Origin of the sequence: Tenacibaculum litopenaei (genome assembly GCF_964514025.1) — a bacterium.
GTDB lineage: Bacteria > Bacteroidota > Bacteroidia > Flavobacteriales > Flavobacteriaceae > Polaribacter > Polaribacter litopenaei.
Genome location: NZ_CAZEQT010000001.1, coordinates 409669 through 431185, shown reverse-complemented (window position 1 = coordinate 431185; position 21517 = coordinate 409669). Strand labels below are relative to the sequence as shown.

Sequence of the window (21517 nt, the reverse complement as noted above, 5' to 3'; positions counted from 1 at the left end):
TTTAAAATTTATCCAGAAAATCAGATTTTTTCTGTCTAGAAACAGGAATTTTATGACCGTTTTCCAGAACCACATAACCTTCCGACTTCAAAAACTCTTTGATTTTATTCAGGTTTATGATATAGGAATTGTGAATTCTAAAAAAGTGATCATCGGGCAATAGGGTATTCACTTCTTTTAGCTTTTTAGTAATGACAATTTTTTTGGTATTGGTGGTGTGAATCGTACAGTAATTTCCGTCCGACTCGACAAATAATATTTCTGACTCTTCCAAAAACACCAACTTACCATCGGTACTGATAGTAATTTTTCGACGGTTAAACTTTTGATTAAAACTCGATAGAATTTGATCAAATTTATCCGTATTGTTCTGCTGGCGATCGTGTTTTTTGATGCGGCTAATGGTTTCTTCAAGGTCATCGCTATCGATGGGCTTCAACAAATAGTCAATAGCCTGATTTTTGAGCGCTTTAATTGCGTACTCGTTATAGGCCGTAGTAATAACAATAGCAAAGTCTTTCTTTTCCAACCGCTCCAACAACTGAAAACCATCCATGGTAGGCATTTCAATATCCAAAAACAAACAATCGAAAGTATTGGTATTGATATAATCAATCGCCTTCTCCGCTTCTGTAAAAGTTTCAATGACTTCTAAATCATGATTAAAATTAGACAGTTCCCAAGTGAGGCCTTGTATCGCCTTAGGCTCATCATCAACAATTACAGCTTTTAACATAAATCACGTATTTGTATCAAATGTAACTTATAAAAAGCGCAAAAAAAAATCCAAATGTTCTAATATTCATACAAATACCCTCATACTAAAACCTACTATACCACTATAGTTACCAATTATACATACAGATATGCAAATTATACATTAAGGTTTTATTAAATTATATTTTCGCCCCATATTTGCAGTGTAATATACAAGGGGAATCATTTTGATAATTGGGGGATTAATCAATAATGATAATTAAACGAAAAAGCACTGTAGAACAGTGCTTTTTCTTTTTGTATCGATTTTCATCGCTTTAAATCGAGGACAAAAAAAAGCCGTACGCAGAACGTACGACTTTATTTCTTCATCAAATAGTTTCTTAAGCCTCAAATGGGATGATAGAAACGTATGATTTGTTATCTCTTTTCTTTTGGAATTGAACAACTCCATCAACTCTTGCGTGTAATGTATGGTCTTTCCCCATATATACATTTTCACCTGGGTTGTGTTGTGTTCCTCTTTGGCGAACGATGATGTTACCAGCAATAGCTGCTTGTCCTCCAAAAATCTTTACTCCTAATCGTTTCGATTCCGATTCACGACCGTTCTTCGAACTACCGACACCTTTCTTATGAGCCATCTTTGTAAGTTTTTTAAGTTAATTATTTACTTAACGCTTCAATTAATTCAGCTTTCTTTAAAGAAGTGTATCCAGTAATACCTCTTTCTTTAGCTAAAGCCTTTAATTCAGCAACAGTCATAGCGCTCAAGTCGTTAGACTCAGCCTTTACTTCTGTTTTAGGAGCTTCTTTTTTAGCTTCTGCTTTTTTTACTCCAGATGCAGCAATACCCTCGATTTGAATCTCAGTTAAGTATTGTCTATGTCCGTTTTTCTTTTTGTAACCTTTTCTTCTTTTCTTCTTGAAAACGATTACTTTATCACCTTTTAAGTGACCTAAAACTTTTGCAGTTACTCCTGCACCTTCTATAGCTGGGGCGCCAATAGTTACATTTCCATTGTCCTCGATAAGCATTACTTTATCAAAAGTTACTTTTGATCCTTCTGCTTCAGGTAAACGGTGAACGTAAACTTTTTGGTCTTGTGCTACTTTAAATTGCTGCCCTGCTATCTCTACGATTGCGTACATACTTTTTAATTTGCGTTTATACTTTCATTTACAACTTCTTAGAGAAATTGCGGGTGCAAATATACAAATTTCAAGTCATTTTACAAGCTAGATATCACAAAATTAACCATTTATCCGTTTATTTCTCCTAGTCACTAATTTATTTCTCTTTTTTTGTAACAGACACGGTGTTCGTGCGTCCTATTCTAGGACTAAAAATTCAAACTAAATAGTAATCAATGAAAAAACAAGTTTTGACTCTAGCCTCTGCGGTAGCACTTACGTTTTCAGTAAATGCTCAAAAAGTAGAGTTTGAGGAGTACGATTTAGATAACGGAATGCATGTTATCTTACACCAAGATAATACGGCACCCGTAGTGACTACATCAGTAATGTATCACGTTGGAGCAAAAGATGAGCAACCTAACAGAACCGGAATGGCTCACTTTTTTGAACACTTGCTTTTTGAAGGAACAAAAAATATCAAAAAAGGAGAATGGTTTAAAATCGTTTCTTCTAACGGAGGAACCAACAATGCCAATACTACCGATGACCGTACCTATTATTACGAAGTATTCCCTTCGAATAACTTAGAATTAGGGTTGTGGATGGAATCTGAGCGTTTGTTACACCCTATTATCAAACAAGAAGGTGTGGATACGCAAAACGAGGTGGTAAAAGAAGAAAAGCGTTTACGTGTTGACAACCAACCCTACTCTCGCTTTTTGGAGAACGTGAAAAAACACATGTTTAAAAAGCACCCGTACAAAGGAACTACCATCGGAAAAATGGAGCACTTAGACGCGGCTACTTTAGAAGAGTTTTTAGCGTTTAACAAAAAGTTCTACGTTCCTAACAACGCTACCTTAGTCGTTGCAGGAGACATTAATATCAAAGAGACTAAAAAATTAATCAAGGCCTATTTCGGACCAATTCCAAAAGGAGAAAACATCGTTCGTAACTTCCCTAAAGAAGCTCCGATCACGGCCGAATTCACGGCTAAAGCCTACGATCCAAACATTCAAATCCCAGCCATCGTACAAGCGTACAGAACGCCTTCTATGAAAACGAGAGATGCGCGTGTTCTCGATATGATTTCTACGTATTTAAGCAGTGGTAAGAGTTCAGTACTCTACAAAAAACTCGTAGATACTAAAAAGATGGCTTTACAAGCAGGGGCCTTTAACTTAAGTCAAGAAGATTACGGTACGTATATCATTTATGCCTTGCCATTAGGTAAAACTGCCTTAAGTGATTTGACCAAAGAAATCGACGAGGAAATCGCAAAACTTCAGAAAGACTTAATTTCAGAAAAAGATTTCCAAAAACTTCAAAACAACTTTGAGAACGACTTTGTAAATTCAAACTCAAGTGTTGAAGGAATTGCAAATTCACTTGCTCGTTTTAACGTATTATACGGTGATACTAACTTGATCAACACGGAAATAGACATCTATCGTTCTATTACTCGTGAAGAAATTAGAAAAGTAGCCCAAAAGTATTTAAACAAGAACCAACGTTTGGTGATGGAGTATTTACCAGAATCAAAGAAATAATTCAGTAGTAAGACGTTAGTATGAAAAAATTAATATTATCAGCATTAGCAGTAGTAACCTTGTCTTTTACTGTTAACGCACAACAAATAGATCGAAGCGTTCAACCTAAACCAGGTCCCGCTCCAAAAGTAAAATTAGGAAAAGCTCAAAAATTCAGCCTTCCTAACGGTTTAAAGGTAATCATGGTTGAAAACCACAAGTTACCGCGTGTATCTGCCTCTTTAACCATCGATAACGATCCGTCATTAGAAGGATCAAAAGCTGGTGTTTCTGACATCATGGGTGGTTTGTTAGGAAATGGTACTTCTGACATTTCTAAAGATGCTTTTAACGAGCGCATTGATTACCTCGGAGCTTCCGTTTCGTTTAGAAGTTCTGGTGCCTATGCCCGTTCTTTGACGAAGTACTTCCCAGAAGTTTTAGAGTTGATGGCTAAGGGAGTTAAAGATCCTGTGTTTACTCAAACTGAGTTTGACAAATCGATCGAGCGTACCTTAGAAGGACTTAAAAACGAAGAGAAAAACGTCAAGGCAATTGCGCGTCGTGTAGAAAATGCTTTGTTGTACGGTAAAAATCACCCTTACGGTGAATTTGTTACCAAAGAAACAATTAAGAACATCACTTTACAGGATGTAAAAAACAACTATTCGACATTTTACCGTCCGAACAACGCGTACTTAGTAGTAGTAGGAGATGTAAATCCTAAAGCGACTAAAAAGTTAATTAAAAAGTTATTTGGAGATTGGGCGAAAGGAACTATTCCTGCCTCAAACATTCCTACACCTAAAAATGTAGCAACTACAGAGATTGACTTTATTAACATGCCAAATGCAGTACAGTCAGAAATCGCTGTTGTAAACACGAGTGACTTAACACTTGGTGACAAAGATTACTACGCAGCATTACTTGCTAATAACATCTTAGGAGGTGGTGGTACTGCTCGTTTGTTTATGAATTTACGTGAGGATAAAGGATACACCTATGGATCGTATTCAAGCATTTCACAAGACAAACTAAACGGTGCTGCAAAATTTAGAGCAGGTGCCGCTGTTCGTAACATGGTAACTGACAGTGCTGTTGTTGAAATCCAAAAAGAAATCAACAAAATCAGATTCCAAAAAGTAAGTGCTGAAGAGTTGAAAAACTCAAAAGCTGAATACATCGGAAGCTTTGTAAGAAATGTACAAAAGCCAGCAACAGCTGCTCGTTTTGCATTGAACATTGCACGTTACGATTTACCAGCTAACTTCTACGAAAAGTACTTAGAGAACATCAATGCAGTAACTTTAGAAGACGTTCAAAACGCAGCTATCAAGTATTTCTTAGGTGACAAAGCTCGTATTGTAGTAACTGGTAAAGGAATGGATGTTTTAAAGAACTTAGAAAAAACGTCTGAGTACAAGATCAACTATTACGATCAGTTCGCGAACGCGACGAAGAAACCTAAAATGAGTTTACCTATTCCTGCCGGAATGAACGCAGGTACGGTAATTGACAACTATATCAAAGCTATTGGTGGAAAAGCTAAAGTTGCAGGAGTAAAAACTTTACTTACTACTTCAAACGCTTCTATTCAAGGAACTCCAGTAGTTTTAGTGATCAAATCAGCTGCGCCAAACAAGCAGAGTACTATCGTTTCTGTTATGGGGAACGTAATGCAAAAAATGGTATTCAACGGTACTACCGGATACCAAGAAGGAAGAGGACAACGCAAAGCACTAGAAGGAGACGATTTAAAAGAAGCTCAGACTACCAGTGCCCCTTTTGCTGACAACGCATACCGCAGTGGAAAACTCGTGCGTATTGAGCCAGTTGACGGTAGCAATGCCTACGTAATTACCGCTGGAAAATCAGAAATCTTTTACGACGTAAAAACTGGTTTAAAGGTGAAAGAAGTAAAAACTTCAAAAGGACCACAAGGAGAAATCAAAGTACCTGTAACTTACGGAGATTACAAAGAGGTTAATGGAATTAAATTCCCACATAAAATGGTTCAAACTATGGGACCAATGAAGATGGAGTTTATCACAAAAGAAATTAAAATCAATGAAGGTGTTACCGACGCCGATTTTAAATAGTTAATTAACATCATGTATAAAAAGAGCCTTAGTACTAAGGCTCTTTTTTTTTGTATTACTTTTTCTTGTTTACTAGGTACACTCCAATAAAAATGACCACGGCCGCGAGGGCTTGTAGCCAACTTAGGTGCTCGCCGTCCCACACGCCCCATCCTACCGCAACCAAAGGAATAAGATAGGTTACTGAAGAAGAAAATATAGGCGATGAAATTTGGATTAACCTATTAAAAAGAATTTTCGCCACTCCCGTCCCTATCACCGATAAAATGGTAATGTAGAGCAAGGCTGACTGCCCCTCTGGAGTCCATTGAAACTCTTGAACAAATCCCGATTGCCACAATACCACAACAGCAGGTACCATAATCACGGCAAAGTTCCCTGCCGTAATAGAAAGCGCATCTAACTCTTGCAAATGCTTCTTAATAATATTCACATTAAAGGCGTACCCTATGGAAGCACACACCGGCAATAAGGCGTAAAGATAATTTTGACTCGGATGAATTTGAGCTCCCTCAACGATGAGCACGACAGTTCCGAACAAACCGATCAGAATACCGATCACTTGTGCTTTTTTAAAGTGAAAGCCAAAAACTACTGCCCCTATCCAAAGCGCATTGAAAGGCGTAATAGCATTTAGGATAGATGCTATGGAACTATCAATATGCCGTATGGCAAATGCGTATAAAAATGCAGGGAAAAAAGTCCCCAGAAAAGCACTGAGAGCTACCCATTTCCACTGTATTCTACTAATTTTTCGAATCTTCGCATAGCCTATTACGAGCAGACATATCCCCGTGATAAGCACGCGTAACGCTCCTAATTGAATGGCTGACACCCCCAATAATGCCTTTTTCATTAAAATAAACGAGCTCCCCCAAATTAGCGATAACACTAATAAAAACACCCATTTTTGCTGTTGTTGCCTCATAATCACATCTTATTAGCGCAAAAATCGGTTATTTCTGCTAGAATACACAAGCGAATTACTAAATTTGCAATAACCCAAAAAAACTTATTTGATGAATTTAAAAAAATTCCTTCTCGTAGCTGGTATCATCGGAATGATGAGCGTAGGCTGTAAAAACGAAACGAAGAGCGAGGCTAAAACACCTGCTCAAAAAGAACAAGTAGCTGCCAAAGTTGAAGAGGCTAATTTTGCGATCTCTGGTATGACTTGTGAAATCGGATGTGCAAAAACCATCGCTTCAAAACTTTCTAAAAAAGAAGGTGTTCTCGAAGCAAAAGTTGTTTTTGAAGACAGCACAGCTATCGTGAAATACGATGCAAATAAATTGGATAAAAAAGAAATCATCGCCTTTATCGACGGGATTGCAGATGGAAAAACATATAAATCATCAGCCTTAGCTAAATCAGCTTGCCAAAGTGACTGTGAAAAGGCTTGTTGTGAAAAAGGAGCATCAAAAGAAGCGTGCAAGGAAGCTTGTAAAAAGGCCTGCCAAGACAAATCTAAAGAGCACAAAGCCACTGCTTGTGTAGACAGCTGTAAAGAAGCGTGTTGCAAAGACGGTGACAAAACTGCGCAAGCTTGTAAAGAAGCGTGTAAAAAAGATTGTCAAGACAAAACTGAAGAACACAGAGCAACTGCTTGTGTAGACAGTTGTGAAGAAGTATGCTGTACTAAAGACGCCTAATAGCATCATCCTATAAACTTAAAAAGCTCCATGAAAATCATGGAGCTTTTTTTATACAAACGAATGTTTGTTATTGTTCTATATTTTCTTGCTTTGCATTTTCTGCAGCTCGGCGTTCTAACTCTGCTTGAAACTCTTCCATTACCGGTTTTACCGTGCTTTCTGGAAGGTCAACAATTTTGATATACATCAATCCATCTACCGCATTGTTAAACTTCGGGTCGACATTGAATGCCACCAAACGCGCATTTTGCTTTACGTATTTTTTAATCAATACCGGAATACGCAACGCTCCTGGCTCAATTTCATCGATGATCTTGTCAAATTTTTGTAAATCGGCAGCAGTTTCGTCAAATACGAAGTCCTTATCACTGTCCTTGAGTTTTACCTTAAACTCCTTTTTAGGATGAATGTACTGCGCCAAATACGGATCGTAGTAGTGCGACTTCATAAATTCAATCATCAGCGACTTTGAAAACTCAGAGAACTGATTACTAATACTCACCCCACCAATCAAATACTTATGCTCAGGGTAACGCAACGTCACGTGTACGATTCCCTTCCACAACAGGAATAAAGGCATAGGTTTTTGTTGGTACTCTTTGATAATAAAAGCACGTCCCATTTCAACAGAGGCTTCCATCATTGGGTGAAGTTCCGGTTCAATTCTAAACAAGGTTTGGATGTAAAAACCGTTGATCCCGTACTTCTTGTAAATTTCTTTACCCAGTCCCATACGATAGGCTCCAGCTAAACACTGTTTGTCACTGTCCCACAAAAACATGTGGTAATAATACTTGTCGTATTTATCCAAATCCAAGGGTTGGTTGGTACCTTCTCCTACCTCACGGAAAGTAATCTCTCGCAAGCGTCCAATCTCGTGTAGGATGTTAGGTATCTGCTTTGCGTTGGCAAAAAACACCTCGTAATTTTTACTCTGTAATAAACGAGCATCAGACTTGCGCAATTTATCTACTTCTTTGATAAACAAATCGGGAGATTTTTGCGAACTGATTTTCTTGGCTTTTTTAGGAATTTTCAAATTTTGAGAAGAAAGAATCTTCTGTGGCGTTTTCTCATAAGGATTTGCCAACATATAGGTTTTCGTTCTCAAGAACTGGTAAAAATCAGGAATTTCCTTATAACTGTCTTGGTCTTTTACCGAAATCGGTTTCCCGATACGTACTTTAATCACGCGGTTCTTTTGTGATAAGAGCTCCGATGGTAGCTTTGCTGTACGCATGGTATCACTGATTCGTGACAACCAATAAAATAGTTTACTGTTTTTGGCGTGGAAATAGATAGGTATCACGGGTACTTTTGCCTTTTTGATAAGACGTACCGCTCCTTCTTCCCATTCTTTGTCAACCATTAATTTACCATCGCGATAGGTTGAAACCTCTCCAGCGGGAAAAATCCCTAAAGGTTTACCTTCGCGTAAATGCAACAAGGCATTTTTAATACCGGCAACGCTCGATTTGGCATCCTTGTGATTTTCAAAAGGATTTACCGGCATTACATACGGCTTTAGCGGTTCTATTCTATGCAATAGAAAATTAGCAATAATTTTATAATCCGCACGGTGCTCCACTAAGAGTTTTAACAACAAAATACCGTCAATTCCTCCCAAAGGGTGGTTTGATATTGTGATAAAAGGTCCGTCTTTCGGAATCCGTTTTAAATCTTCTTCCGGAATCTCAAACTCAATTTGAAATTCGTTTAATAAACCGTTTAAAAACTCTAAATCTTTTTTGTGCTTGTGCTTGTTATAAACCTCATTTGCTTTAGAAATGCGCAAAATCTTCATCAACAACCAGCCCGAAAACATTCCAAAAACGCCGAATTTATCAGCGCCTATTGCTTTTGCAATTTCCTTAGGTGTTACTAATCCCATATTAGATAGCAGTTAGACATAACTGCAAATATAGCGTAAATTTATGAGCTTTGCACCTTTTCTTGGATGACTAGTTGTGCAGTTTCAGTATTTATTTGCCTGATAATCGCTCTACCCCTAGCTTTGATGTCGTTTATTGCGGTATCATTAAAATGTCGGATGGTATACAGGGTTACTTCCTTGTACGATTTTATAGCATACGAGGCTTCCAATTCTTTTGAAAAGTCCTCAAAAGTATTAAATTTATCCTCTACACAAACGGAAAAACTCAGTGCGGAATTCTGAATGAGGTTGACCTTTAATTTGTAGTCGTGAAGTTTTTTAAACACGTGACTAATATTGTCTTCCACCATAAAAGAAAAGTCCTTCGCAGCAATGGAAATCAGCGTTTGATTTTTCTTGACGATAAAACAAGCCACCAACGGATCGAGTTCTACTCCCTTACTCACTTTGGTTCCCATTTTGGTCAAATCGTCAAATGAGCGTACATAGAGCGGAATATCTTTCTTTTCTAGGGGTTGAATTGTTTTTGGATGTATTACTGATGCTCCGTAAAAAGCCATTTCAACAGCTTCTGCATAGGAAATATTTTTCAACAGCTGCGTTTCTGTAAAGACGCGAGGATCCGCATTTAACACTCCTTCAACATCCTTCCAGATGGTTACACTTTTAGCGTTTAGGCAATAGGCAAAAATTCCTGCAGTATAATCAGAACCTTCCCTACCCAATGAGGTGGTCGTTTCAACATCTGAACTACCAATAAAACCTTGAGTGATATATAATTGATCGGATTTGACAGTTTCTTGAATAGCCCTTTCCGTAGCCTTCCAATCCACTTTAGCATCCCTAAAATTAGCATCGGTTTGGATACACGTACGAACATCCAACCACTGGTTATGGATCCCTATATCTGCCAGGTATGCGCTGACGATAGTTGTTGACAGCAACTCACCATAGCCCACCATCTGATCGTATACATAATTGTAATTACTTTCCGTATTGGTCGACATAAATCCGTTCAATCTGCCTAACAATTGATTTACTGAAGCGTACACTTCATGGGTATCCGTTGCAAACAATTCCTCCAACATCTGCAAGTGAAACTGTTCTATATGTCCATAGGCAGCATCAAAATCATCCGATTTTTCCAAATACGCTGCGATCAAACGTTCAAAAGCGTTGGTCATTTTCCCCATTGCGGAAATCACCACCAATGTATTATCGATTCCTTCGTGTTGCAATACGCGTGCAACATTTCTTACAGCTTCGGCATCTTTAACAGAAGCCCCTCCAAATTTAAAAACTCTCATTAGTTCTCTGTACCTACAAATTCTACCAAATTCTTTTCATTCATTTGTACTACTTGCCAGCCGTCTAAGACATTGGCACCTGTACTTTTATAAAAATTAATAGCACTCGTATTCCAATCTAACACCTCCCAAGAAACGCGTTTACAACCCTGTTCATAAGCGTACTTAAGTACAGCGGTATACAGCGCTTTTCCGGCTCCTACCCCTCTTTTCTGTTGGGTCACCATCAAATCTTCAAGGTGAATAATTTTCCCTTTCCAAGTAGAATAGCGTTCGTAAAACAAGGTCATTCCGATAATGGTTCCGTCGGCTTCCTCGGCTACGAAGGTCTTAAACTTGGGCTGGTCAGAAAATCCGTCGCGAAGCAAATCGGCCTCTGTTAGCTCTACTTCATTCGGCAACTTCTCAAAGACTGCCAACTCAATAATTAAGTCGAGTATTGCTCGAGCATCGCTTGCTTTTCCTGGTCTAATCTGAAAACTCATGTCTGTAATTTTTGGTAAAGATACTTTGAAAACGTACCGCTAAAAATAAACCTAAAAATTAAAACACATCGAGATATTTTGTTGAAAATTTTAAACAACGAAATCGTTGTAGATATGGAAAAAAGTGGGCATCTTTGTGTACAACACAAAAATTTATCATGAATAACAAGCACATGACGCTGGGTGAATTCATCATCAGCAATCAAAAATCCTTTAAATATTCTTCTGGTGAGTTATCTCGATTAATAAATTCCATCCGCTTAGCAGCAAAAGTAGTAAACCACGAAATTAGAAAAGCTGGATTGGTAGATATTACTGGAGCCGCTGGTGACATCAACGTCCAGGGAGAAGCCCAACAAAAACTCGATGTTTTGGCCAATGATTTATTTAAGCAAACATTGATAAACAGAGAAATTGTATGTGGGATTGCCAGTGAAGAAGAGGACGATTATGTAGTAGTTGAAGGTCGCAATAAAACCAACGAAAATAAATATGTGTTATTAATGGATCCTTTAGACGGGTCATCAAATATCGATGTAAACGTCTCTGTAGGAACCATTTTTTCTATTTATCGCAGAGTTTCTCCGGTAGGAACTCCTGTTACACAAGAAGATTTTTTACAAAAGGGGAGTGAACAAGTTGCTGCGGGTTACGTAGCTTATGGTACCTCAACCATGTTGGTATTTACCACTGGAAACGGAGTTAACGGATTTACCTTAAACCCTGCCATCGGTACCTTTTACCTATCACATCCGAACATGCAGTTTCCAGAAATTGGAAAAATCTATTCGGTGAGTGAAGGGTATTTTACCCACTTTCAAGAAGGAATGAAACGCTTCTTAATCCACTGTAAAGAATTGAACAAAGAAGACAACAGACCCTATACAGCGCGCTACATCGGATCTTTGGTATCAGACTTTCACAGAAACATGATTAAAGGGGGAGTTTATATTTACCCTGCCACTGCCATCGCGCCAAACGGAAAATTGCGTTTGTTGTACGAATGTAACCCAATGGCCTTTATTTGCGAGCAAGCTGGCGGAAAAGCTTCGGATGGTTTTACTCGTATTTTAGACATCAAACCGACTGAGTTACACCAACGCGTTCCTTTCTATTGTGGTAGCAAGCAGCTCGTAGAAAAAGCGGAACAATTTATGGCCGACTTTTCAGCAGAAGAAAAACCAAAATACTAAGCGATAATATCTATTTATAGCGAAATAAATATTCCCTAAGGCAAACGGTTGTTTGCCTTATTTTTTTAGAGTAACTTTACCCTGGAAAAAACAAAAAATTAACCATTTAAAATTTAAATACTTATGGCTTTTGAATTACCAAAATTAGGTTATGCTTACGACGCTTTGGAACCACATATAGATGCTAAAACTATGGAAATCCACCATAGCAAGCACCACAACGGATATACTACTAAGTTGAACGGAGCTATCGACGGAACTGATTTAGCTGATAAATCAATCGAAGATATCTTAACGAACTTAGACATGAACAACATGGCTGTTCGTAATAACGGAGGTGGATTTTACAACCACTCTTTATTCTGGACTGTGATGAACCCAGAAGACAAAGGTCGTTTATCAGGAGAGTTAAAAGACGCTATCGAAGCGGAATTCGGTTCTTTCGAGGCGTTTAAAGATGCTTTCTCTAAAGCCGCTGCTACACAGTTTGGTTCAGGATGGGCATGGTTGTGTGTTCACAAAGGAGGTAAAGTTGAAGTTTGCTCAACGCCAAACCAAGACAATCCTTTAATGCCAGGTGTTTCTTGTGAAGGAACTCCAATTTTAGGATTAGACGTTTGGGAGCACGCATACTACTTAAACTACCAAAACCGTCGTCCAGATTACATCGAGGCTTTCTTTAGTGTAATCAACTGGAACGAAGTTGAAAGAAGATATGCAGAAGCTAAGTAATTAGTAAGCACCATAAAAAAAAGGACTTCGTTTGAAGTCCTTTTTTTTATGGTTGTATTTGATTGATTTTATTCGTTCTGACAATGGCTTGTTCGTTTTTCCAATCAATCCATTTCTGACCGCGAATTCTCCTCATGATATTATCTACAGTTCTCATGACAAATACATTGTATACTGCTTTACTCAAATTTTTCGGCTTTCGTGCTATAGCGCGTAAACTCATAGAAAAACCAGGAGTAATATATCGCATGTAGTGCCACCATCCTTCGGGCATATACAATACATTACCGTGTTCTAATTCTGCTACAAATCCCTTGGCATTTTTAAGCGCGGGCCACTTTTCAAAATCAGGATTGTTAAAATCGATATCTTCTCTGGTAATCAGCGAATGTGGGATTTTATACAAAAACTTATTCTGTTTTTGATCGAATAAAATACACTTCTTTTTTCCTTCAAAATGAAAGTGAAAAATATTAGCTAAGTCTATGTCGTAATGCATAAAGGTATACGAATCTCTACCTCCAAAAAACAACATGGGCAGTCCTTTCATCAACTTCAATCCAAAATCTGGGAATTTAAAATCCTTTTGAAGTTGTGGCACTTCTTTTAAAACATTCCATAGGAAAATTCTAAATTTCGTGGGCTCTTTCTTTAACAAATCTACATACTCACTCATCTTCATAGTGGCGTGTGGCTCGTTAAAACCGTCTTTATAATCTACTGGCCTATCGTCGTATAAGGGAACCGTCTTGTCTCCAGCAACTTCTTTCATATAGTCTAAAGACCATTTCTCATATGCTGGCCAGTCTTCAATAAAACGCTCAATAACCACAGGTTTCTGCGGTCTGAAATAATTCTTGATAAAGTCTTCCTTAGTAATGGTTTTAACTCTATCTACTTGCTGTAATTGTAGTCCCATACTTCCAATTTTTTCAAGAAGCAAAGTTAAGAAAATGTTACGAAGTTTCTTAACCTTCACTCTGTTAAAAAAAGGCATTCATAGTACTATGAATGCCTTTTTTAATACGTATTATGCGAATTACTTTCTGCGAATTGCAATCGCTTCTTTTTTCTTTTGTTCGTTTCTTTCAATCTTGTGGTCCGGGCGTGTCCATTTCGGCTTTTCTCCCAATGCCTCAAGTTTCGATTCTTCAGCAGCTACAGACTCGCGTTGTTCGTGTTTGTAGAATGCTTTTTGTGGATTCAACCCTAATTCTTCGAACATTTTCATGTCCTCGTTAATATCTGGGTTTGGCGTGGTCAATAACTTATCTCCTGCAAAGATAGAGTTGGCCCCTGCATAGAAACACATCGCTTGTCCTTCTCTACTCATCTGAGTTCTACCTGCCGATAAGCGCACCTGTGACTCAGGCAATACGATACGGGCAGTAGCAACCATGCGTACCATTTCAAAAATGTTCACCGGTGGTTGATCTTCTAACGGAGTTCCTTCCACTGCTACCAAGGCATTGATTGGCACCGATTCTGGATGTGGTGAAAAACGCGTCAAGGTCTCTAACATACCCGCGCGGTCTTCTAAGCTCTCTCCCATTCCAATAATACCTCCTGAACAAACAGTAACGTTTGTTTTTCTTACATTTTCAATGGTATCTATACGATCTTTAAACGCTCTTGTTGAGATCACGTCATCGTAGTAATCTTCCGAAGTATCAATATTGTGATTATACGCGTACAATCCTGCTTCTGCTAATCGCTTTGCTTGATTCTCAGTAACCATACCTAAGGTACAGCATACCTCCATATCTAATTTATTAATGGTACGAACCATTTCAAGAACCTGATCAAATTCAGGACCATCTTTAACATTTCTCCATGAAGCTCCCATACACACTCTTGACGAACCACTCTCTCTGGCACGCAATGCCTGAGCTTTTACCATGTTCACCGTCATCAAATCATTTCCGTCAATATCCGTGTGGTAACGTGCTGCTTGCGGACAATAACCACAATCTTCCGAGCATCCTCCCGTTTTTATCGATATCAAGGTACTTACCTGAACCGTATTCGGGTCGTGGTACTTTCTGTGCATTGTTGAAGCCTCGTGTAACAGCTCCATCAACGGCTTATTATATATCGCTAAAATTTCTTCTTTTGTCCAATCGTTTCTTACATCGCTCATAAACTCAAGTTTATTAGTTAGTTGTTTGAAGATTCAAAAGTACTAATAATATATTATATGTTTTTTACTTTTTACGCAATAATACCGACACGGCATTCCCTCCAAAACCTACGGCATTCACCAATACTCTATTCAACTCTTTTACAGGCTGCTGCTCTGCTGCGAATGGCACAGAAATAACCTGTTGCTGCTGTAACATCATCACTGCCAACTCCATACTCAACAATCCCGAAGTGGCAAAAGTATGCCCGAGCTTCCATTTGTTGGTTGTTAAAAAAGGACAGTGTTTTCCAAATATTTTTTGAATAGCATTGATTTCTGAACTGTCTCCTTTCAGGGTTCCAGGTGCATGCATCACAATAGCATCTACCGCCGTCACCGGCAAGCTTCCCAGTGCCATTTTCATCGATCTTTGGAAGCAATCGGCATTCGCAGAAATAGAAATATTGTGTTTTAAGACCTCCGTAGCATACCCCACACCTTCTATTACAGCAAGGGCGTTCGAAGTTTCTCCTGCCTCCAAACACCAAACAGAAGCTCCTTCACCTAAAACCATCGTATTTCTAGATTTGTCCATATCAAAAGCCTTACAAGGATAGCGATCGCTATTTCGTGCATATACCTTTAAGGCCTGCATTTGCGCTACAGTAAACCCTGTTAACGAAGCTTCACTCGCCCCGATCATGAACTTTGAACTCATACCCGAACGCAGCCAAGCGACACCGTTAAGCAAGGAATGTAATCCTGTGGAACAGGTAATAGAATGTGATATTTCAGGTCCTTTGGTTTGTAAATCGTGTGCCAACCAAGAAGAGATATTCCCTAAAGTTGTCGTTGGAGAACTCAACGTCGACGAAGTGTTGGTTGCTAAGTATTCTCGGTGGTACTTTTCAAACAATGCTGTGGCTCCTCTCGAAGACCCCATGTTTACACCAAAATCATCTCCTGCGTTCCAACCTGCATTTCGCATGGCCTTACGTGCCACATACAACGCATACAATACGGTTTTATCCAGATCTTTGTATTTCGCATCTGATTGCGCAAGCGCCTCAATACGCTGTAAGTCAGCTGCTGGCAATGCCGCTACCCAAGCGCTAAAATGTTCAAAATCCTTTACACGTAAATAGTGTTCTCCATCTGTATATCGCTGCCAAATCTCCTCAAAATCACTTCCTAATGCCGAAACTGAAGCCATTGAGGTTATGGATATATGTTTCATCAAACCTTCAAAAAATTTCGACAAAAATAAAACTTATTCTCCCTACTCACAGTATTTATAAGTTTAGATTTTGTTATTTGTAACATATTAAACAAATTATCGTCTTATAAATAAAAAATGATATGTCAGAACATCAGAGAAAAAGTTGGTTTGGCCGTAATTGGCTTTGGTTTGTTCCTTTAACAGGTTGTATGAGCATCATTGTCTTGTTCGTACTCGGTATAGGAGCTGCCTTTTTTGGAGTGTCTAAAATGCTCACCGAATCTGAACCGGTCGAATACGCCATAGCATTGGCGAACAAAAACGAAGCTGTTGCCCAATATTTGGGAACACCTGTCACCAAAGACGGACTCCCTCAAGGGAATATCAGCTACAGCAATGACGATGGAAAAATCGATGTTAAAATTCCTGTAAACGGAAGTAAGGACGAAGGGTATTTAATAGTCAAAGGAATAAAAAATGACGGAATCTGGATTTATGAGGAAATCTACATTCTGATTAAAGAAAATCAACAAGTGATTAACTTACTTGAAAAAGAGAAGGTTTTAGAGCAACTCTAAAACGTAATTTGTGTTATAAAAAAGCTGCCCTGAAGGCAGCTTTTTTTATAGTATTTCTAAGGCGTTTTCGATAACCTGGTACACTTTGCTCAACTCCTCCGCTGTAATGACAAAAGGGGCCAAAATATAAATGGTATTTCCGAGAGGTCGTAAGCACACTCCTCGCTCCATAAAATAATTGAAAAGCTGATAGCGCGCTGCTCCATAACGCTCCATATCCAATTCCAAATCCAAAGCGTAAATCACTCCTAACTGACGAGTTTGCCTTACCTTGGGATGTTGCTTAATTCTCGTATCAAATGTAGCATGTGATTTAATGATGCGTTGGATGTTTTGTTGGATTTCTTCGGATTGCAATAGTTCTATCCCTGCCAATGCCGCGGCACAGGCCGTTGGATTTGCTGAATAGGTATGACCGTGAAAAAACCCCTTTCCCATATCATCGCTTAAAAACGCGTTGTAAACCGCTAAGGAACAACTCGTAATTGCCATCGGAACTAATCCTGCTGTCAATGATTTAGACAGACACATAATATCGGGTTGAACGGTCAAATACTCGGAAGCGAAATTCTTCCCTGTTTTTCCAAAACCAGTCATTACCTCATCTGCAATCGTCAATGCTCCGTGGCTCTTTGCTAACAACAGCAGTCTTTCTAAAAGCGCAGCATCGTGCATCTTCATCGCCGCGGCTCCTTGAACCAAAGGTTCATAGACAAAAGCAGCTACTTCATTGTCAGTCAACAACTGCTCCATCAAAGCAACAACTTCCTCTATATTCTCTGCGGTAGGAACTGGAACACGAGCTACATCAATAAAAAAATCTTCAAACGGACCGTTGTATACCGACAATCCTGATACAGACATCGCTCCAAAAGTATCTCCGTGAAACCCACCTTCTAAGGCCAGAATCTTGGGTCTTTTCTGCCCTTGATTAAAATGGTATTGCAAGGCCATTTTTATAGCCACATCTACCGAGGTCGACCCATTATCCGAAAAAAAGATCTTTTCTTGATTTTCAGGTAAAATAGCCACAAGTGCTTCGGATAAACGAACTGCAGGTTCGTGCGTAAAACCAGCGAACACCACGTGATCAAGCGTTTGCATTTGCTCTGCCACCTTTTCCGTAATATACGGGTTGCAATGACCGTACATACAGGTATACCACGATGCAATTCCATCGATATACGAATTCCCTTCTTCATCGTACAAAACAGCCCCCTTAGCTCTGGTGATGGCTATGTGGTTAGGGTGTAACTTATGCTGTGTTAAGGGATGCCACAAATGTTTTTTATCTCGTTCTTTTAAAGTCATAAGCGCTCTTTAAACAATTCTGCGTATTCACGAATTACATTGCTGTCTATATACGGTTCTTCCGCTATACGTCCGATTACCGAAACTCCGGTCATCTTTTCTATGATAGCCTCCGTTGTTGGATGCTCGTCACCTGAATACAATAAGGCCACATCAAAGCCCTTAGCCTTTAATAAGTTTACCGTTAGTAAGGTATGATTAATACTCCCTAAATAGTGTCGTGAAACTACGATAACCTTATACTCCGGTTGAATCAAATCGAGGATAGTATCGGTATCATTTAAAGGTACTAACAATCCACCTGCCCCTTCTATCACCAAGTGATTTTCGGTATTTGGCGCTACAATTTTATCCAATTCTATACGGACTCCATCAATCGCCGCAGCTGCATGTGGGCTCATCGGAGTTTGTAGTGCATACGAATTATCGTGAAAAACAGACGTCTCGTTTGACACCAATCGCCTCACCTTATCCGTGTCTGAATTTTCCAAATCACCTGACTGTATTGGCTTCCAATAATCGGCCTGTAACGCTTCAGTTACGATTGCCGAAGCCACCGTTTTCCCTACTTCTGTAGAAATTCCAGTGATAAAATATTTTTTTTGCATAGGTTTCAAATTTAAGAGTTTACAACAAAATCCTTCACGAGGAATCTCATGCTAATGACTAAACTCACACTGCAAAGGTAATGAGCTTCTCTAAAACATCCGATATTTCTCTGGGCGTATTATAACTGTGTAAACAAAAACGCAAGCGCTCTTTTCCTACAGCTACAGTCGGTGAAAGTATCGGCTTTACATCGTATCCTGAATCTTGTAAAAACTTAGCAACTCCTTTCGTCTTCTCATTTCCTCCTATTACGGTACATTGAATGGCACTCGTACTCGGTATAAAGTCGATCCCCAATCGGCTGCTTTCCTTCAAAAAGTGTTTGATATTTTCTTGTAGGCGCAATCTTGCTTCGGCACCTGTAGTGACTAAATGTTCGTATCCTGCGGAAATAACCGCCAAGGCGTGAGGAGGCATTCCGGTAGTATAAATAAAACTTCTGGCGAAATTCACCAAGTACGATTTCAGTGCTTCAGCCCCCAACACCACTGCTCCGTGACATCCCATAGCCTTACCAAAAGTCATTACTCGGGCAAATACCTTATTTTCCAGTCCTAATTGTTGTACCAGTCCTAATCCTCGATCGCCGACAACTCCCAAAGCATGAGCTTCGTCAACGATTAGGTAGGCACCATAGTCACTACATAGTTTTGCCATCATCTCCAAATCGGGCTGATCACCATCCATAGAAAACACCGACTCCGTAACCACGTATACATGCGCACTCTGAAGCTCGCTAAACTGCTGTAATTTTTGCTCCAAACTCACGTGATCATTGTGTTTGAACTTATAGGTCTTAGCGTTGCTCAATTGAACACCATCGCGAATAGAGGCATGGATAAACTCGTCGTACAAGACCACATCTCCTCGTTGAGGAACACTGGCAAACAGCCCAGTATTAGCGGCATACCCAGCGTTGAACAAAAGTCCTGCTTCTGCGTTGTGCAGCGTAGCTAACGCCAATTCCAGCTCATTGTACAGGCTGTAATTTCCGGAAAGTAAGCGTGACCCCGTAGCGCCATTACTGTGTAAATCTTTCTCAGACAACAGGGAATTTGCACGGGTGAAAAGCATTTTTGACCGCGAAAAGCCCAAATAATCATTCGATGAAAAATCGACACCACGCTGTGCTTTCCCCAAGCTTCTCAAAGCTGCCTCTTCGGCTCTACGATCCAGTTTTTGCTGTAGTTTTTTAGGAAATTCCATACTGCTAAAGTACGAGAGTTTTTGAAAATTCAAGTATTAATTTTGTTTAGTTAGGATTCCTTACTATATTTGTTCCCACAAAACATACACATTATGAACAAATCAATTTTTTACCACGCAGGATGCCCAGTGTGCGTCACAGCAGAAGCGGAACTCGTTGAACTCATCGGAAAAGATGCTGTTGAAATTATTCATTTAGGTGAGCAGCCCGAAAAAATTCAAGAAGCAGAAGCTGCGGCCATCACCTCGGTTCCCGCCTTAGTAACTCCTACGGGAAATGTACTCCACATTAACTTTGGAGCCGCTATTGCCGACTTAAAGGCATAACTTTTTTTGCTTCACATAGTTAGGATTACTAATTTTGTGAAGCAAAACTTTCGTTTATGTCGGCTTTTAATCCAAAAACACAAGATCACAAACTCGCTAGTAAGATGATTGTCGCCTTAGAGCGCATCTCTGAAACATTTCGCGTACTCCTTTGGGAAGAAGCCAAAAAACACCAGCTCAGCCCTATTCAAATTCAACTTTTGATCTTTTTGTTGTATCATCCAAAAGAGCAACGCAAGGTCAGTTATTTAGCCAAAGAGTTTAACATGACGAAAGCTACCGTAAGCGACAGCATTCGCGTACTCTTTAAAAAAGAACTGATTACCAAAGAAAAAGACCCGAACGACACTCGAAGTTATACGATTGATTTAAGTCCTAGCGGCACTGCTATTGCTCAACAGTGTTCGGTGTTTACCAATCCCATAGAAAAAAGCATTCAGCAATTATCAAACGACCAGCAAGACCTAATTCTCGACGGTTTAATGCACCTCATCAACGGGCTGAACTCCGATGGCGTGATCACCGTACAACGCATGTGTCGCAATTGTGCACAATACCGCTATACCGAAGGAAAGCACTACTGTTCTTTATTAGAATTGTATTTAAAAACTACTGAATTACGTGTTGACTGTCCTGAACACAGTCCTAAAACCGCCTCTTAGCCATGTACCACCTTACTACTCGCCCCGAGCAAGTCGTTTTAAGCTTAGACGACCTGTCTCTTTCGAAAACGAATCGAGTGCAACTCGATGACTTTTTAGACGAAATTAGCTTTCAAGAAACCTTGCGCAACTACCAATTACCCGTCAGCCATAAACTGCTGTTTTACGGTGCCAGTGGTTGTGGAAAAACTGCAACTGCCAAAGCATTGGGAAAAGCACTTGAAAAGAAAATATTTAGCATCGATTTAAGTGAGGTCGTTTCGTCCAAACTCGGAGAAACGGCTAAAAACATCGGTAGTATCTTTAAAAAAGCCAGCCGTGAATCGTGTATTTTGTTTATCGATGAGTTTGATGGACTCGGCAAACTTCGAAACTACGATCAAAAAGATTCAGGCGAAATGAAACGACTTGTTACGAGCTTGTTGCAGCTTATCGATAATTTAAGTGAGGACGTCATTTTAATTTGCGCCACGAACTATTCGGAAGTCATTGATACCGCTATTTTAAGGCGTTTTCAGCTCCGTTTGCATTTCGAAGCTCCAAATCGAGCCACTTTAGACACCTATTACGACCAACTGCTCAGTAGGTTTCCAGAACAGCTCAAAAAATTTCCAAGACGCTACGACATTTCATTTGCTGAGGCAAAAGATTACGGATACCGTCAAGTAAAGAAAGCAGTCATACTGCAAGAAAAAAATCGTTTAAATTCATAAAAAAAGGCTGGTGAAGTACACC

General features: G+C 39.3%; 22 protein-coding genes. 9 read left to right on the top strand and 13 right to left on the bottom strand.

From position 1 onward, the window contains the following. Position 1: 1 nt before the first annotated feature. The 3 genes from ACKTS5_RS01850 to rplU all read right to left on the bottom strand — a co-directional run bounded on the left by ACKTS5_RS01850 (position 2) and on the right by rplU (position 1869). The gene (locus ACKTS5_RS01850) at positions 2-736 is read right to left on the bottom strand and encodes a LytR/AlgR family response regulator transcription factor (protein ID WP_408042127.1); all 735 of its coding nucleotides are present in this window, start codon (positions 734-736) and stop codon (positions 2-4) included. A gap of 364 nt (positions 737-1100) precedes the next feature. After that, on the bottom strand, positions 1101-1361 hold the full coding sequence (rpmA, locus tag ACKTS5_RS01845) for a 50S ribosomal protein L27 (protein ID WP_408042126.1): 261 nt from the start codon (positions 1359-1361) through the stop codon (positions 1101-1103). A gap of 22 nt (positions 1362-1383) precedes the next feature. Continuing rightward, positions 1384-1869, bottom strand: coding sequence for a 50S ribosomal protein L21 (gene rplU / locus ACKTS5_RS01840; RefSeq protein WP_408042125.1), 486 nt, complete (start codon positions 1867-1869; stop codon positions 1384-1386). A gap of 218 nt (positions 1870-2087) precedes the next feature. Between rplU and ACKTS5_RS01835 the strand changes: the two genes are divergently transcribed. Then, positions 2088-3404, top strand: a complete 1317-nt coding sequence (locus ACKTS5_RS01835; RefSeq protein WP_408042124.1) for a M16 family metallopeptidase — start codon at positions 2088-2090, stop codon at positions 3402-3404. Positions 3405-3424: 20 nt separating this feature from the next. After that, complete coding sequence (locus tag ACKTS5_RS01830) at positions 3425-5482, top strand: insulinase family protein (protein WP_408042123.1); 2058 nt, start codon at positions 3425-3427, stop codon at positions 5480-5482. Between the two features lie 55 nt (positions 5483-5537). On the opposite strand, the gene ACKTS5_RS01825 is transcribed toward ACKTS5_RS01830, so the two are convergent. Next, entirely contained in the window at positions 5538-6410 is an 873-nt protein-coding gene (locus ACKTS5_RS01825; protein ID WP_408042122.1) for a DMT family transporter, read from the bottom strand. 91 nt (positions 6411-6501) lie between these two features. Between ACKTS5_RS01825 and ACKTS5_RS01820 the strand changes: the two genes are divergently transcribed. Continuing rightward, a complete protein-coding gene (locus tag ACKTS5_RS01820; protein WP_408042121.1) occupies positions 6502-7134 on the top strand; it encodes a cation transporter in 633 nt (210 codons plus the stop codon). 70 nt (positions 7135-7204) lie between these two features. On the opposite strand, the gene ACKTS5_RS01815 is transcribed toward ACKTS5_RS01820, so the two are convergent. The 3 genes from ACKTS5_RS01815 to ACKTS5_RS01805 are packed head-to-tail and all read right to left on the bottom strand — an operon-like array spanning position 7205 to position 10823. After that, positions 7205-9028: a GNAT family N-acyltransferase gene (locus ACKTS5_RS01815; RefSeq protein ID WP_408042120.1), complete on the bottom strand. Its 1824-nt coding sequence runs from the start codon at positions 9026-9028 to the stop codon at positions 7205-7207. A gap of 41 nt (positions 9029-9069) precedes the next feature. Further along, a complete protein-coding gene (locus ACKTS5_RS01810; RefSeq protein ID WP_408042119.1) occupies positions 9070-10338 on the bottom strand; it encodes an aspartate kinase in 1269 nt (422 codons plus the stop codon). Then, the gene (locus ACKTS5_RS01805; RefSeq protein WP_408042118.1) at positions 10338-10823 is read right to left on the bottom strand and encodes a GNAT family N-acetyltransferase; all 486 of its coding nucleotides are present in this window, start codon (positions 10821-10823) and stop codon (positions 10338-10340) included. Before ACKTS5_RS01805 ends, ACKTS5_RS01810 begins: the two co-directional genes overlap by 1 nt. A 158-nt stretch (positions 10824-10981) precedes the next feature. On the opposite strand from ACKTS5_RS01805, the gene fbp reads away from it, so the two are divergent. Together fbp and ACKTS5_RS01795 are read left to right on the top strand one after the other, a co-directional pair. Further along, on the top strand, positions 10982-12016 hold the full coding sequence (gene fbp, locus ACKTS5_RS01800) for a class 1 fructose-bisphosphatase (RefSeq protein ID WP_408042117.1): 1035 nt from the start codon (positions 10982-10984) through the stop codon (positions 12014-12016). 123 nt (positions 12017-12139) lie between these two features. After that, positions 12140-12748 carry a superoxide dismutase gene (locus tag ACKTS5_RS01795; RefSeq protein ID WP_408042116.1) on the top strand — a complete coding sequence of 203 codons (609 nt, stop codon included), beginning with the start codon at positions 12140-12142 and terminating at the stop codon, positions 12746-12748. Positions 12749-12794: 46 nt separating this feature from the next. Here ACKTS5_RS01795 and ACKTS5_RS01790 read toward each other — a convergent pair whose 3' ends face one another. The 3 genes from ACKTS5_RS01790 to ACKTS5_RS01780 all read right to left on the bottom strand — a co-directional run bounded on the left by ACKTS5_RS01790 (position 12795) and on the right by ACKTS5_RS01780 (position 16107). Beyond that, a complete protein-coding gene (locus ACKTS5_RS01790; protein WP_408042115.1) occupies positions 12795-13667 on the bottom strand; it encodes a cupin-like domain-containing protein in 873 nt (290 codons plus the stop codon). Between the two features lie 120 nt (positions 13668-13787). Then, positions 13788-14888 (bottom strand): biotin synthase BioB, encoded by a 1101-nt coding sequence (bioB, locus tag ACKTS5_RS01785; protein ID WP_408042114.1) that lies wholly within the window; start codon positions 14886-14888, stop codon positions 13788-13790. 64 nt (positions 14889-14952) lie between these two features. Further along, on the bottom strand, positions 14953-16107 hold the full coding sequence (locus ACKTS5_RS01780; protein WP_408042113.1) for a beta-ketoacyl synthase N-terminal-like domain-containing protein: 1155 nt from the start codon (positions 16105-16107) through the stop codon (positions 14953-14955). Between the two features lie 122 nt (positions 16108-16229). Here ACKTS5_RS01780 and ACKTS5_RS01775 point away from each other — a divergent pair, with 122 nt between their 5' ends. Next, positions 16230-16667 carry a cytochrome c oxidase assembly factor Coa1 family protein gene (locus ACKTS5_RS01775; RefSeq protein ID WP_408042112.1) on the top strand — a complete coding sequence of 146 codons (438 nt, stop codon included), beginning with the start codon at positions 16230-16232 and terminating at the stop codon, positions 16665-16667. A gap of 45 nt (positions 16668-16712) precedes the next feature. Here the strand turns inward: ACKTS5_RS01775 and bioA are convergent, their stop codons facing one another. The 3 genes from bioA to ACKTS5_RS01760 form a co-directional block, all read right to left on the bottom strand. Further along, positions 16713-17978: an adenosylmethionine--8-amino-7-oxononanoate transaminase gene (gene bioA, locus ACKTS5_RS01770; RefSeq protein ID WP_408042111.1), complete on the bottom strand. Its 1266-nt coding sequence runs from the start codon at positions 17976-17978 to the stop codon at positions 16713-16715. After that, positions 17975-18586 carry a dethiobiotin synthase gene (gene bioD / locus ACKTS5_RS01765; RefSeq protein ID WP_408042110.1) on the bottom strand — a complete coding sequence of 204 codons (612 nt, stop codon included), beginning with the start codon at positions 18584-18586 and terminating at the stop codon, positions 17975-17977. The genes bioA and bioD overlap by 4 nt, the downstream gene beginning before the upstream one ends. Before the next feature lie 64 nt (positions 18587-18650). Further along, entirely contained in the window at positions 18651-19793 is a 1143-nt protein-coding gene (locus ACKTS5_RS01760; RefSeq protein ID WP_408042109.1) for an aminotransferase class I/II-fold pyridoxal phosphate-dependent enzyme, read from the bottom strand. A 93-nt stretch (positions 19794-19886) separates the two neighbouring features. Here ACKTS5_RS01760 and ACKTS5_RS01755 point away from each other — a divergent pair, with 93 nt between their 5' ends. The 3 genes from ACKTS5_RS01755 to ACKTS5_RS01745 are packed head-to-tail and all read left to right on the top strand — an operon-like array spanning position 19887 to position 21495. After that, positions 19887-20120, top strand: a complete 234-nt coding sequence (locus ACKTS5_RS01755) for a thioredoxin family protein (RefSeq protein ID WP_408042108.1) — start codon at positions 19887-19889, stop codon at positions 20118-20120. A gap of 56 nt (positions 20121-20176) precedes the next feature. Next, the gene (locus ACKTS5_RS01750) at positions 20177-20782 is read left to right on the top strand and encodes a MarR family winged helix-turn-helix transcriptional regulator (protein WP_408042107.1); all 606 of its coding nucleotides are present in this window, start codon (positions 20177-20179) and stop codon (positions 20780-20782) included. A gap of 2 nt (positions 20783-20784) precedes the next feature. Continuing rightward, the gene (locus ACKTS5_RS01745) at positions 20785-21495 is read left to right on the top strand and encodes an AAA family ATPase (RefSeq protein WP_408042106.1); all 711 of its coding nucleotides are present in this window, start codon (positions 20785-20787) and stop codon (positions 21493-21495) included. The last annotated feature ends 22 nt before the right edge of the window (positions 21496-21517 follow it).